This window comes from Candidatus Dormiibacter sp. (assembly GCF_050999135.1).
GTDB lineage: Bacteria > Chloroflexota > Dormibacteria > Dormibacterales > Dormibacteraceae > Dormiibacter > Dormiibacter spiritus.
Genome location: NZ_JBPCPN010000027.1, coordinates 1 through 12,964 on the forward strand (window position 1 = coordinate 1; position 12,964 = coordinate 12,964).

Consider the following 12,964-nt stretch of genomic DNA (forward strand, 5'->3'; position numbering starts at 1 on the left):
AACGGGCGGGAAAGGAGCCTTGATGCCAGCTGCCTTCATCGCCGCAATCGCCCCGCCGGCGGTACCGTCGTTGGCCGCATAGATGCCGTCGACCTTGTTGCCCAGCGCCGTCAGCGCCTGCTGCGCCTCGTTCTGAGCTTGGTCGGGGCTCCAATCAGGCGTGTCGTATTCCTTGGCGATCTTGACCTTGCCGTCCAGCACGCTGTGGGCCCCGGCCTTGAACTGCGCGGCGTTGGCATCGGTCGGCGAGCCGTTGATCATCACGACCGTCGGGTCCGGCTTGCTGGCCAGGGCCTGGAGCAGCGCCTGGCCCTGGAGCTGACCCACCTTGTGATTGTCGAACGAGATGTACACGTCGACGCCGCTGGTGTTCTGAATCAGCCGGTCGTAGGAGACGACGGGGACCTTCTGCTGCTTCGCCTTCTGGGCGATCGCCGCCGCAGCCTTACCGTCGACGGCGTCCAGCACGAGAACGTTGGCCCCGTTGGTCAGGGCAGCATCCGCCTGGGACTGCTGCGCGGCAGCATCCTGGTTGGCGTTGCTGTAGAGGACCTGACAGTCGCTGCAGAGCGACTTGACCTTGGCCTCGAACAGCGGGCGATCCTTGCTTTCGTAACGGGCAGTCTTGGATTCAGGCAGCAGGAGCGCTATTTTCTTGGCGCCGCCGCCGCTCGAGCTGCCGCTGGAACTGCTGCTGCCACCGCAGGCGGAAGCGGTTATCGCCGCCACCACCGCCAGCACCGTGGCGATCCGACCAAATCTCATCGATTCCTCCTCCAGAAACCTGACATATCAGGGGTCGGACGATACTACACAGCTTTTGTCGCCCGCCGGGGGCAGCGTACCGAACCCAGGATCGGCTCCGGGCCGAAAGGCCGGCCAACCCGGAGGGCAGCTTCTTCCTAAACCTCGACCACCGAGCCGTCGGCACGAGGATCGGCGCCGCCCTGCCAGCCGCTGTCGGCGCCCCGGACCAGGGCCTGGGCGTGCCCGAGCTGGCTGGACCGGGGCGGCAGCACCTGCACGCCGGCAGCACCTGAGCGCAGCAGCTGCCGGGCGGCCGGATGGTCAGCTTCCAGCCAGAGCTGCTGGCCGCCGGGCGCGACCCTCACTCGCGGCCTCGCCACAGCTTCCTGGGCTGACAGGCCGTGATCAGCCAGGTTGTGCCAGACCTGAGCCTGGATCTGGGGCTGGCCGTCGGCGCCCATGGTGCCGAAGGCTGCCCAACAGCTGCCCTCGCGGCCGGCCAGCGCCGGAATCAACGTGTGCATGGTCCGCTTCCGCGGCTCCAGCCGATTGACGTGGGAGGGCTCAAGGCTGAAGTAGGATCCCCGGTTCTGCAGCAGCACGCCTGTGCCCTCGGCGACGATGCCGGAGCCGAAAGTGCCGGCCAGGGATTGGATCAGGCTGACCACGTTGCCGTGCTCATCAGCGGTGCAGAGGTAGATGGTGTCGCCCTCTAAGAGCTCCTCGCCCGGTCCCCAGCCCCGCGCCTCGAGGTCGAGAAACGGCGCTTCCGGGGTCGGGCTGAAGTCGGGGTCGGTGATGTAGCTGTCCCGCAGTGGATAGACAGCGTCGCGGGCCCTCTGCAAGGCCTGGACGTAGACGAGCGGCGGTGCTTGAGCTGCCGCCTCCAAGCGTCGGATCAGGCCTACCGCGGCCAGGCCCTGGGTTGGCGGGGGCATCTCGTAGACGACCAGGTCGCGATAGCGGAAGGCGACCGGCCGCACCCAGGCCGAGCGATGCTGGGCGAGATCCTCGGCGGTGAGCACGCCGCCTCTGCGCTCCAGTGCGCCGACTATGCGGCCGGCGATCGCGCCCCTGTAGAAATCGTTGAAGCCAGAACGGCCGATCGCAGCAAGGCTTTCCGCCAAGTCCTGGTTCCGGAGCAGCATGCCCGAGCGAAGCGGTGGCAGCAGGCGGGCCGATTCGGCATCTCCGCCCAGCAGAAGCGAGCTTTCGACCAGCGCCTGAGCCAGGCCCGGAGTCACGAGGAAACCGTCCCGGGCGACGCTCGCCGCGGGTGCCAGCAGTGGCGCAAAGCCCAGGCTGCCAAAGCGCTCCAGCAGCCGGCCCCAGGCCTCGACGGTACCCGGCACAGTGACAGTCAGAGAGCCAGCCTCGGGCATCCGGCTCAAGCCTCGGTTGCGGAGCGCCTGCCAGGAGGCCAGCGAACCTGACCGCCCGGCGCCCGCGAGGCCTATAGGTTCTTGGGCGCCGGCCGGCCAGATGAGAGCGAAGAGATCGCCGCCAATGGCTGTCATGTGCGGGTAGACGACGCAGAGCACAGCGTTGGCGGCGATCGCCGCATCTATCGCGTTGCCGCCCGAGCGCAGGATGTCGGCCGCCGCCTCGCTGGCCAGGTGGTGGGGTGTGGCGGCGATGCCGTGAGTCAGGGGACCACCAGGTCCAACGCGTGCGGCAGCACGTCGAACTTCGCTGGCAGCTGACCCGGGAGTTCACCATCCACGTCCAAGCGCACAGTTTCCGGGGCGCTCAGCTGAATCTCCTCCGCCAGGACGCGCCAGATCTTCGCTCCGCCGCGCTCCAGGTGCGTGCCGCGCCGGAACTGGCGGACAGCTCGGGCAGCCTCCAGAACTGTGAGATCGCCTATGAAGATCACGTCCAGCCGACCGTCATCCGGGCGGGCCCCAGGAGCAATCAACATGCCGCCGCCGTAGTACCTGCAGTTGGCGACCACCACCTGCTGGGCCACCAGCGCATGTTCGCGGCCGTCCACGATGGCACGCATTGCCTTGTTCCGCCAGCGTAGGCCGGTTGCCACCGACGCCATCAGAAACGTTGCCTCGCCGCCGGCGAGCCGGCCGGATCGTTCCACCCTCTCCACCACCTCCGCGCCGATCCCTGCGTCGGCGATGTTGACGAACGCGCGGCTGACCGGCAGGCCCGCGGCTGTCGTGCAGCGCACCCGGCCGACGTCGATCGGCCGGCAGCGCCCCCGCTTCAGCATCGCGGCGGCCGCTTCCGGATCGGTTGGAAAGCCGAAGCTGCGCCGAAAGTCACCGCCGGTTCCCATGGGCAGGACGCCCAGGCAGGTGCGGCCGCCGACCGGCTCGGTGCCTTCGAAGAAACCGTTGGCCACCTCGTTGATGGTGCCGTCGCCCCCCGCCGCCACGACCACGCGCCTGCCCTCCCGGACAGCCCCCCGGGCGATCTCGGTAGCGTGCCCGCGGCGGTCGGTCAGGGCCACGTCGAAGTCGACGCCTGCGGCCCTCAGCCGGGCGGCGCGCTCAGGCCAGCTCCGCCCGCTCCGGCCGCCGGCGGCGGCCGGATTCATGACGATCATGATCTCCTTCATGCGCGGGGACGCCGACCGATCCCCCCGACGGCGGCCGGGTTCAGCCGACCCTGCGGGTCCAGGGCGTCCTGCACAGCCGTCCAGATCTTGCTCCAGCCGCCCATCTCGGCCGCCACGTAGGGCGCCTTCAGCCGCCCGACACCGTGGTGGTGGCTCAGCACCGCGCCCTGGGCCAGCGCCGCCCTGAGCGCGCCGTGCCAGCTCCCGCGGTAGAGCTTCTCCGCATCTTCTTCCGCTCCGGCTGAGCCGGCAAAGGTGAAGTACGCGCAGCAGCACTGCTCCGAAGCGTGACTGAAGTGGCAGAGGACCAGCTGGGCAGTCTCCGCCAGGCGCGCCCGAACCTCGCGATAGAGCTCGGGCATGCCCGTCCACTTCTGGGCCAGCTCGATGGTGTCGAGGTAGGAACCAGCTCCCGCCAGCAGTTCCTGGAGGCGCTCGGCGGAGAGATCGTAGCGGTGCTCCAGCCAGCGCCGCCAGAGGGCGTCGCCGAGCGGGCGCAAACCCGTCAGCTCCGTTTCCATCAGCTCCAGCTCGAGCTGGGCGCGCCTCAAGGGCCCAGCGCTCGAGATGAGCAGCAGGCAGCCGTCAGCCTGGCCCTGGAGGACTGAATCCGCCTCGTCATAGAGCCGGCCCACGTAAAGGTTGAGGCCTGCCTGGGTCAGCTGTTGAAGCGCCGCCAGGCCCTGCTCGACGCTATCTGCCGCGTAAGCCGTGCCGAGCACCGCCTCCGGCAGCCGGTGGAGCTTGAGGCTCGCCTCGACGATGACTCCCAGCCCGCCCTCGGCGCCGCAAAAGAGCTGCTGCAGCGCCGGACCGCTGGCGGACCGAATGGGCGCCCGGGCGGCGACCAGCCGGCCGTCGGCCAGCACGGCGCTCAGGCCGAGCAGCATGTCCTCGATGGAGCCGTAGAAACTGGAGGCCTGGCCCGAGGAACGGGTCGAGATGAGACCGCCCACCGTCGCCACGGGCTGGGAGGCGGGATGGTGACCGAGCGTCAGGCCAAGCCCGTTCAGCTGCTCTTCCAACTTGCCCAGCACGACGCCCGCCTGGGCCCGCACGCAGAGGTTGTCCTCGTCGACCTCGATCTCGCTCAGCCCTGTCAGATCGAGCAGCAGATCTCCTGAGCTCGGACTCACTGCGCCGCAGACGCCGCTGCCGCCGCCGCGCGGGACGATCGCGCCCGAGCGCGCTGAGCTCATGATCTCCTGCAGCTCGGCGATGGAACCTGGCCGCCGAGCGTCCACCGCCGGGCCCAGGTGGCCGGCGCGGCGCCGCATCAGCCCCAGCGGCCAGAGATCAGACTCGGAGATCGGCATGTGAGCAATCATCGCCGCAGGCCGATGTTCGCGTCCTTCTAGCCGACCCCTCGACGCCCTGAGCTTCCAGACATGGCCCGTTCGGCTGGTACTAGCTCAGGGGATGAGCGTCAGTGAGCCGGCGGGTCTCCGTGACGTCCCTGGCGATCTGGCTGCTGAGCCTCCCCGAGTCAGGGAACTTCGCCTCCGCCCGGATCCAGGCGGCAAAGCGCAGCTCGACCCGGCGTTGGTACAGGTCGCCCTCGAAGTCAAGCAGGTAGGCCTCGACGCGCAGCTCGGTCTTGTCGAAGGTCGGGCGGTAGCCGATGCTGATCGCGGCCCGAAAGTCGCCCAGCGGGGTGCGAGCCCAGCCGGCGTAGATGCCGCGCGCCGGGACCAGCTTTCCGGGCGGCACAGCCAGGTTGACAGTGGGCCAGCCCATCTCCCGGCCGATCTTGTCGCCCGGCTCGACCAACCCGCTGAGACTGAACTGCCGCCCGAGCATCCCATTGGCCGCCTCCAACTCGCCCAGCGTCAAGAGCCGGCGCACCGCCGAGGAGTGGACGGTCTCGCCGTCCAGCTGCAGTGGCGGAACCACCTCCACCTCATAGCCGTGAGAACTGCCATGCTCACGGAGCCAGCCGACATTGCCTGTCCGAGCCCTGCCCAGGGCGAAGTCGTAGCCGACCACCAGGCAGCGCAGGTCCACCGCGGCGAGTACGCGCGCCATGAACTCATCAGCCGGCAGTCCGGCCAGCGCCCTGTCGAACGCGACCACTATCGCTTCGTCCACCCCCAACTCCCTGACCAACTGCAGCCGCTCGTCCAAGCTGGTGATCTGGGCCGGACAGTTGGCTGGGTCCAAGACGCAGCGAGGATGGGGATCGAAAGTGATCCAGGCTCGGCCCAGGTCCCGCCGAGCGGCCTGGCGGTTCAGCGCCCGCAGCACAGCCTGGTGGCCGAGGTGAATGCCGTCGAAGCTGCCTACCGCCAGCGCCACTCGGCCTAGCCGCGCCTCCGGCAGGCCGAAATGCGCTCTCAAGCCAGGACTTTGTCAGGCACGAACGTGCGCCGAAGCAGGTCGGTATGGCCGAGAGCCACCAGGCGGCCGCTTTCGTCGTGGGCGCTGAGCAGACCGGGGCCGGGCTCTGGCAAAACACGGACCGCCCGGCCTTGGCGCACCTGGGCCTCCTGCTCGACAGTGAGGCGGACCGGCGGCATCTCCGGCAGCAGCACCTCCGAAGGTAGCAGCCTGGCCTCCAGCGCCGCTCTGTCCAAGAGCTGCTCGGGCTGCACTGCGTCCGCGACCTTGAGCGGGCCATAGGCCGAGCGGACCAGCTCGCCAAGGTAGCCGCCGCAGCCCAATTTCTCGCCCAGATCGCGCGCCAGCGAGCGGAGATAGACCCCACTGGCGCAGACGACCCGAATCACCGCCACTGCCGGCGGCCCGGGCCGAAAGTCCAGCAGCTCAGCGGAGTGGATCTGCACCTGGCGCGCCGGCGGGCGCTCGGGCTTTCCCTCGCGCGCCCTGCGGTAGGCGCGTCGGCCCTCGACCTTGACGGCAGAGAAGGCAGGTGGTTCCTGCTGGATGGCGCCCACGAACTGACGAAGGGCCTGCGCGATGTGTTCCCGGTTCAAGCCAGCGGTGCTGCCGCCCAGCTCGAGCTCAGCTTCCGCGTCGTCGGTGGCGCTGCGAAAACCGAGGTGAACTGCCGCGTCATAGGTCTTGGGCAGTTGGTGGGCCAGATCTGAGAGGCGGGTGGCGGATTCGAAGAGGATGGGCAGGACTCCGCTTGCCAGCGGGTCGAGCGTGCCGGCGTGGCCGACCCGCCGGGCGCCAGTCAGCTCGCGAAGCCGGCGCACCACTGCGAACGAACTGACCCCAACTGGCTTGTCGACGTTCAGAACGCCGGCCTTCACACCCCGGCCCCGGCCCCGGCTGCGGTCGGTCCGGCACCGGGCATCTCGTCTAGCTCCCCGATCGTGTGCCGGACCACTCGGACCACTCGCTTCACAGCTTCCTCCAGCGGCAGCCGGATCTCTGCTCCCGCCGCCCGCACGTGACCACCACCTCCGAAGTTGGCGCAGAGGGCGGCGGCGTCGACTGGCTCCCGGCTGCGCAGGCTGATCTTGGTGAGCCGGTCGGACACCTCCTTGAACATGATCGCGACGAGCTCGCCTTCGATGCTGTTGAGGGTGTCTATGATGCCCTCCGACTCGGCCATCACGGCCCCCGCCCTGTGCAGCATCTGCCTGGTCACGCAGGCGTGGACCAACCTGCCCTTCATCTCCACTCGCATGGTGGCCAGCGAAAGCGCCGAGAGCTTCAGGGTCGACAGCGGCCGCGACTTGTAGACAAAAGTGGCGCACTGGCTGGGATTGGCACCCAGGGCGACCAGCCGGGCCCCGTCCTCCAGCGCGCGAGCGTTGGTGTTCTCGTGCCGAAAGCCGCCTGTGTCAGTCATCAGGGCCGTGTAGAGGTTGGTCGCCATGCTGGCGGTGATCGCCCAGCCGTACACGCTGAACATCTCGAGACACATCTGGCCCACGGCCGCCGCGTCCGGGTCGATCCAATTGAGGTCGCCGTAGAGCGTGTTCGACGGGTGGTGGTCGATGTTGACTATCTGGACCTCGGGAGGCAGGTTCTGCGCGACAACTCCGCTGCGCTCTCGGCTGGCGGCGTCCAGAAAGATCGCCAGATCGGGGGTCGCACCGGGAGGCAGCCGAGAGCCGGCCTGGTCGAAGCCTGGCAGCCACGAGTACTGAGCCGGCAATGGCTCTGTCAACACTATGTGTGGAGTCTTGCCCAGCTGTCGCAGAGCCTCGGCGAAGGCGAGCACACAGCCCAGCGCGTCCCCGTCGGCATCCTTGTGGCTCAAGATCACAGGCTCCTGGCTGCCGTCGATCAGGCGCTTCAGCTGGCGCAGCTGTCGGGCCACTTCTTGGGGACTCAAGCCCGCCTCTTGCTGAGATCGTCTGGCGCCGCCGGCTCTGTCGATTCTGCGGCGGTCTGGGGCAGTATCTCGCGGAGGCGCTCGGCGATGTGAGCCGAGTATTCGATGGAGGGATCCAGCTCAAAGCGCAGCTCAGGCGCCACCTTGAGATTTACCAAACGCCGGCCGAGCTCGTGGCGGATCACGCCGACCGCGCTGCGCAGTCCGGCCAGAGAGGAGCGCTGCTGCTCGGCGTCGCCCAGCACACTGACCCGAACCCGCGCTGAGCGGAGGTCTGCCGACATCCTCACCTGCGTGATGCTGACGAATCCGATGCGTGGGTCCTTGAGATCGCGACGGATGATCGCCATGATCTCCTCCTGAAGCTGACCGCCGACCTGCTCGGCGCGATGACTCACCACGTCACTGGCCCCGGCCCGGCCGGCCTTCTCGGAGACTGGCGTTTGCGTCCGGGCAACCGGACACGGCCACTAGATCTCTTCCAGTTCGAGCCGATAGGTCTCCAGCACGTCCCCAGCTTGGAAAGCGTCGAAGCCCACGAGGCCTACACCGCACTCCTGGCCCTCAGCCATCTCCCTCACGTCGTCCTTGTAGTGCTTGAGCGAATTGATTTTTCCTTCCCAGACCTGCTCGCGGCCGCGCAGCACCTTGGCGAGGCCGTCTCGAGAAACCTTGCCCTCGGCCACGCGGCAGCCGGCGATGAGTCCGAGCCGAGGGATCCTGATCGGCATGACCACCTCCAACCTGCCCTCGCGAACCTGTCGGTAGGTGGGCTCGCGCAGGCCCTTGGCCGCCCGCTCCACGTCCTCGGTCAGTTGGTAGATCACGTCGTAGTAGCGGATCTCGACCTTTTCGCGCTCCGCCGCCCGCTCGGACGCGGGGGTGCTCTTGATGTTGAAGCCCAGGATGATGGCGCTGGATACCCCTGCCAGCAGCACGTCGGGCTCGCTTACGGGACCGACACCCTGGCCGACCACCTTGATGTTGACGACCGGGTCCGCGATCTTCTGCAGTGCGCTGAGGACCGCTTCCAGGGTGCCATGCGCATCGGCCTTGACCACCAGGTTGAGATCCCTGACCTCGCCTTCCTTGGCCCTACGCGCCAGCTCTTCCAGCGTGATCCGGGGCGTGCCGCTGACGGCCGCCTCCTGGGCGCGCTTGTCCTGCAGCTTGGCGAGAGCGATCTGGCGCACTGTCTTCTCGGAACCCGCCACCTGGAAAATGTCGCCGGCGCTGGGTACCTCGGAGAGTCCGCTCACCAGCACAGGCGTGGCCGGCCCGGCCTCGATCACGGATTCCCCGCGGTCGTTGCTCAGCGCGCGGACGCGGCCGTAGATGTGGCCGCAAACGAAGGGATCGCCGATCTTCAAGGTGCCGTTCTGGACCAGGATGGTGGCCACGGGGCCGCGGCCCCGCTCCAGGTTGGCGTCCACGACAGTTCCCAAGGCCGGTCGATCGGGATTGGCCTTCAGGTCCAGGATCTCGCTGGAGAGCAGGATGGTGGTGAGGAGGTCGGCCAGTCCCTCCCCCGTGCGGGCCGAAACGTGCACGCATTCGTGCTCGCCACCGTAGTGGCGGGTGACCAGGCCCTGCTCGGCCAGCTCGGCGTGAACTCGATCCACATTGGCGTTGTCCTTGTCGATCTTGTTGATGGCCACCACGATGGGCACGTCCGCAGCGCGGGCGTGCTGAATGGCCTCGACTGTCTGCGGCATCACTCCATCGTCGGCGGCGACCACCAGCACCGCCACGTCGGTGACAGAGGCGCCCCGCGCCCGCATGGCTGTAAAGGCTTCATGACCTGGAGTGTCGATGAAGACCACCTTCCCGCCCTCGGCCGTCTGCACCTTGTAGGCGCCTATCCGCTGGGTGATGCCGCCCGCCTCGCCGCCGGCCACGTCGGTCTTGCGAATGGCGTCGAGGATTGAGGTCTTGCCGTGGTCGACGTGCCCCAGCACGGTGACTATCGGTGACCTCTCGCGCAGCTTCGCGGGGTCCTCGTGCTCGACCGAGAACAATTCTTCCCGGGTGGTGGTGACCTCGCCGCCGCCGCCCTCGGCCTCGGTCTGGACCAGGTCCTCGGAGGCGATCGGCTCGACCTTGTAGCCGAAGTCGTCGGCCACGATCTCGGCGGTGCCGTAGTCCAGCGCCTGGTTCAACGTCGCCATGACGCCGCTCTGAAGCAGCTTCTTGATGATCTCAGGCGGCGCCACTGCCAGCTTGTCGGCGAGATCCTTCACCGTGATCGCGGGTGGCAGCACAATGGTGCGTTCGCCGTTGACAGGAACCGGCCGCGAAGCCGTGCTGGTGGTGCGGAACTGGCCCCGGGCGGCGTCGATCGCCTTCGGCATCAGCGGAGCCGACGGGTTGCGCGTCAGCCGGCGCTGCTGGAGGAAGTTGAGCAGCTCCTTGTGGCTGATGTTCAGTTCGCGCGCGAGTTCGTGTGCTTTCATCTAGTGTCCTGTCTCAGAGGTTCGGCGAGCAGATTGTGGCAGGCAGCCGGAGGCTGCCGGTCCAGGCGAGGAGGCGCAGGAAGGGGTGGAACTAGGAGGAACGCATCTTAGATGCGTGACGACGACGGTACGGGCCCCATGACGCACGCATCGTCGTCTGGAGCCGCAGGATGCCGACGAATTTTTGAGACAGGACACTGAGAACAGTTGATTATGCCCGACCAAGGGCCCTGCCAATCTCGGCCCGCCCAGGCTCAGCGCCGGCGAAGCAGTGGCAGCACCTCTTCGGCCACGCGCTGGATGATCTCCCCCTCGTAGGCGTTGGGCATCGAGACCAGGAGGTAGTCGACGCCCGCATCGAGCAGGCCTGACAGATGCTCGGCGACCTGCTCGGCAGTGCCCTGGCAGGGGAAGTTGTTGCGCATGGTCGCATCGTCAGCCCCCGTCTGCCGGGCAGTCTGCTCCCAGACTCGGCGCACCTCCGCCTCATCGCCCAGGATCACCGGCGAGTGGCTGGACTTGATGATCTCGTCGTAGTTCCGGCCGACTGTTTCGCAGTGCCGGCGCAGGACGTCCAGCTTGTGGCGGACCACCTCCGGCGTCGTCCCGATGTTGCAGGCCTCGCCGTACTGAGCTACCAGCTTCAGGGTGACCTTCTCGCCGCCCCCGCCGATCCAGAGCGGAGGATGCGGCTTCTGGACAGGCTTCGGTTGGTTGATGGCTCCCCTGACTTGATAGAAGCGGCCTTCGAAGCTGACCCTGGGCTCGGTCCACATCGCATGCAGGACCTGGACCGACTCGCGCAGCATCCGGAGCCGGTTGGGCATCTCGCCGAACTGATAGCCATAGGCGTTGTACTCGTGCTCATACCAGCCGGCGCCGATGCCGACGATGAGCCGGCCGTGGCTCATCACATCGATGCAGCTGGACATCTTGGCCAGCAGTGAGGGCGGTCGGTAGCTGTTGCAGGTGACCATCTGGCCCAGCCTGATGGTCTTGGTGTCCCTCGCCAGGCCCGCCATGCTGGTCCAGCACTCAAAGGTGGACTCCAACTCCGGGGTCGGCACTGTGTGGAAGTGGTCGAAGAGCCAGAGCGAGTCGTAACCAGCTCGCTCGGCTTCCTGAGCGCAGCGAACCATTGTCTCGTACTGCTCGATGGGGTCCTTCAGGTCGACGAACTCCAGCTTCCAGCCCTGGGGCACGAAGACGCCATACTTCACCTCTCGGCTCACTTCACTCCTCCACCTTCAGCTACCTGGCTGACGACTGCCAAAGTCTGCCAGAGGACCTCGTCCACTCTGGCCTTGAGCGCTCGCTCCAAGGCCCGGCGCTTGCGGGCTTGGGCTAGGCAATCCTGCTCCGGGTGCAGGTAGGCGCCCCGGCCCGGGGCCCGACCGCCGGCGTCATACCCGGCGGTGCCGTCCGGTAGGCGCACCAGCCGGATGAGACCCCGCTTTCCGGCCTCCTGGCGGCAGGCCACACAGGTTCTCTGCGGCTCTCTCCGCTTCATGCCTGGATGTCGATCCGCCAGCCTGTCAGGCGCGCCGCGAGGCGGGCGTTCTGGCCGTCCTTGCCGATGGCCAGGGAGAGCTCGCCCTTGGCCACCCGCACGTGCGCTGTCCGGCCGTCCGGGTCGAGCTGGACCTCCAGGACGGCTGCCGGCCGGAGTGCGGAAGCCACGAAGCGCTCGGGCTCCGCATGCCAGGTCACTATGTCGACGTGTTCGCCACCCAACTCCTGGAGTAGCGAGCGATGCCTGACCGCCTTGGGCCCCACGCAAGCGCCGACCGGGTCGATGCCGGCCTCGGCGCTGGCCACCGCCACCTTGGTCCGCAGCCCGGCGTCCCTCGCGATCGACTTGATCTCGACCACTCCAACCGCTATCTCCGGCACCTCCGCCTCCATCAGCCGGGCGACGAACATTCGGCTGGCCCGGGAGACCAGGACCTGCGCGTGCTTTGGCGAGGGCAGCGAGTCGAGAACCAGAACTGTCAGCGGCCGGCCGATCGACAGCTGCTCGCCCGGGATCTGCTCCTCCGGCGGCAGAAAGCCCTCCACCTTGCCCAAATCCACGAAGACGTTCCCGCCGGTCAGGCGATCGACGAAGCCGCTGGCCAGCCGGCCCCGATTCCGGCTCATGTCCGAGAGAGCGCGATCGCGCTCCAGGTCGCGCAGGTTTCTCAGGACAGCCGTCCGCGCCGTCTGGGCGGCGAGACGCTTGAAGTCGGCCACCGGAAGCTCGCGCTCGGCCACCTCGCCGGCTGCGTCGACGAAGCGCTCGGAGACTGACAGCTCAGCCGTCTCCGGATTGAGTCGGACGGTGACGGCGCCCTCTGGCGTGAAAGCGCGCTGATATGCCATCGCCAGGGCGCCCTCCACAGTCCTCTGCAGCTCGGTCAGAGGCACGCCCACGTCCCCGCTCAGCTGTTCCAGCGCGTTGAGCAGGTTCTCTGGTGCTGTGCTCACGAGCGTTTGAGGGAGGCTACAAGGCGAGTACCGATGACGTCCGACCAGGGCAGCCGCAGCGGCTCGCGCTTGGGCACAGCGATCTCGATGCCCGCGTCGTCCACCGTCGCCAGCAGACCCTCGATCACGGCTTCGCTGTCGCCCAGCCGGTAGCGGGAGTTGACGGTTCGCCCGGCATGGCGTTCATACTCGGCGCGATCTCGCAGCTCACGCTCGGCGCCGGGTGAGGACACCTCCAGCAGGTAGCGCTCTGCTATCAGGTCCGCCTGGTCGAGGAGTGGTCCGGCCACCCGGCTCACCGCCTCGCAATCATCGATGCCGACAAAGCCTTCCTGCTTGTCGATGGCTATCCGCAAGGTACGGCCGCCTTGGCCGGTGCGCTGCAGGCTGTAGATGCTGTAGCCCATGTGCTTCAGGGTTGGGGCGAGCAGGCTTTCGATCCTATCCAGCGGCCACGTGGTCATACGGCAAGTCTGC

General features: G+C 67.7%; 13 protein-coding genes. All 13 read right to left on the reverse strand.

Annotated features, from left to right (window positions below; genetic code table 11):
* Nucleotides 1-765: substrate-binding domain-containing protein (locus ACR2MZ_RS06770; RefSeq protein ID WP_434004306.1), on the reverse strand; the 765-nt coding region annotated here is incomplete at its 3' end.
* 137 nt (nt 766-902) lie between these two features.
* Nucleotides 903-2,396, reverse strand: coding sequence for a gamma-glutamyltransferase family protein (locus tag ACR2MZ_RS06775; protein ID WP_434004426.1), 1,494 nt, complete (start codon nt 2,394-2,396; stop codon nt 903-905).
* A complete protein-coding gene (locus tag ACR2MZ_RS06780) occupies nt 2,393-3,319 on the reverse strand; it encodes a diacylglycerol/lipid kinase family protein (RefSeq protein ID WP_434004307.1) in 927 nt (308 codons plus the stop codon). Before ACR2MZ_RS06780 ends, ACR2MZ_RS06775 begins: the two co-directional genes overlap by 4 nt.
* Complete coding sequence (locus ACR2MZ_RS06785; protein ID WP_434004308.1) at nt 3,316-4,635, reverse strand: FAD-binding oxidoreductase; 1,320 nt, start codon at nt 4,633-4,635, stop codon at nt 3,316-3,318. The genes ACR2MZ_RS06780 and ACR2MZ_RS06785 overlap by 4 nt, the downstream gene beginning before the upstream one ends.
* A gap of 91 nt (nt 4,636-4,726) precedes the next feature.
* Nucleotides 4,727-5,656: a bifunctional riboflavin kinase/FAD synthetase gene (locus ACR2MZ_RS06790; RefSeq protein WP_434004309.1), complete on the reverse strand. Its 930-nt coding sequence runs from the start codon at nt 5,654-5,656 to the stop codon at nt 4,727-4,729.
* Nucleotides 5,653-6,534, reverse strand: coding sequence for a tRNA pseudouridine(55) synthase TruB (truB, locus tag ACR2MZ_RS06795; RefSeq protein ID WP_434004310.1), 882 nt, complete (start codon nt 6,532-6,534; stop codon nt 5,653-5,655). Before truB ends, ACR2MZ_RS06790 begins: the two co-directional genes overlap by 4 nt.
* A complete protein-coding gene (locus tag ACR2MZ_RS06800; RefSeq protein ID WP_434004311.1) occupies nt 6,531-7,568 on the reverse strand; it encodes a DHH family phosphoesterase in 1,038 nt (345 codons plus the stop codon). Before ACR2MZ_RS06800 ends, truB begins: the two co-directional genes overlap by 4 nt.
* Nucleotides 7,565-7,966, reverse strand: a complete 402-nt coding sequence (gene rbfA / locus ACR2MZ_RS06805) for a 30S ribosome-binding factor RbfA (RefSeq protein ID WP_434004312.1) — start codon at nt 7,964-7,966, stop codon at nt 7,565-7,567. Before rbfA ends, ACR2MZ_RS06800 begins: the two co-directional genes overlap by 4 nt.
* A 72-nt stretch (nt 7,967-8,038) precedes the next feature.
* Nucleotides 8,039-10,021: a translation initiation factor IF-2 gene (gene infB / locus ACR2MZ_RS06810; protein WP_434004313.1), complete on the reverse strand. Its 1,983-nt coding sequence runs from the start codon at nt 10,019-10,021 to the stop codon at nt 8,039-8,041.
* A gap of 254 nt (nt 10,022-10,275) precedes the next feature.
* On the reverse strand, nt 10,276-11,253 hold the full coding sequence (locus tag ACR2MZ_RS06815; protein ID WP_434004314.1) for an LLM class F420-dependent oxidoreductase: 978 nt from the start codon (nt 11,251-11,253) through the stop codon (nt 10,276-10,278).
* On the reverse strand, nt 11,250-11,531 hold the full coding sequence (gene rnpM / locus ACR2MZ_RS06820) for an RNase P modulator RnpM (RefSeq protein WP_434004315.1): 282 nt from the start codon (nt 11,529-11,531) through the stop codon (nt 11,250-11,252). Before rnpM ends, ACR2MZ_RS06815 begins: the two co-directional genes overlap by 4 nt.
* A complete protein-coding gene (gene nusA / locus ACR2MZ_RS06825) occupies nt 11,528-12,487 on the reverse strand; it encodes a transcription termination factor NusA (protein WP_434004316.1) in 960 nt (319 codons plus the stop codon). The genes rnpM and nusA overlap by 4 nt, the downstream gene beginning before the upstream one ends.
* Nucleotides 12,484-12,951 (reverse strand): ribosome maturation factor RimP, encoded by a 468-nt coding sequence (locus ACR2MZ_RS06830; RefSeq protein WP_434004317.1) that lies wholly within the window; start codon nt 12,949-12,951, stop codon nt 12,484-12,486. The genes nusA and ACR2MZ_RS06830 overlap by 4 nt, the downstream gene beginning before the upstream one ends.
* Between the last annotated feature and the right edge of the window lie 13 nt (nt 12,952-12,964).

Excerpts from the sequence above, each read along its gene's own strand:
- rnpM (WP_434004315.1), bottom strand. The coding sequence starts at position 11,531 with ATGAAGCGGAGAGAGCCGCAGAGAACCTGTGTGGCCTGCCGCCAGGAG.
- ACR2MZ_RS06830 (WP_434004317.1), bottom strand. The coding sequence starts at position 12,951 with ATGACCACGTGGCCGCTGGATAGGATCGAAAGCCTGCTCGCCCCAACC.
- infB (WP_434004313.1), bottom strand. The coding sequence starts at position 10,021 with ATGAAAGCACACGAACTCGCGCGCGAACTGAACATCAGCCACAAGGAG.
- ACR2MZ_RS06780 (WP_434004307.1), bottom strand. The coding sequence starts at position 3,319 with ATGAAGGAGATCATGATCGTCATGAATCCGGCCGCCGCCGGCGGCCGG.
- ACR2MZ_RS06785 (WP_434004308.1), bottom strand. The coding sequence starts at position 4,635 with ATGCCGATCTCCGAGTCTGATCTCTGGCCGCTGGGGCTGATGCGGCGC.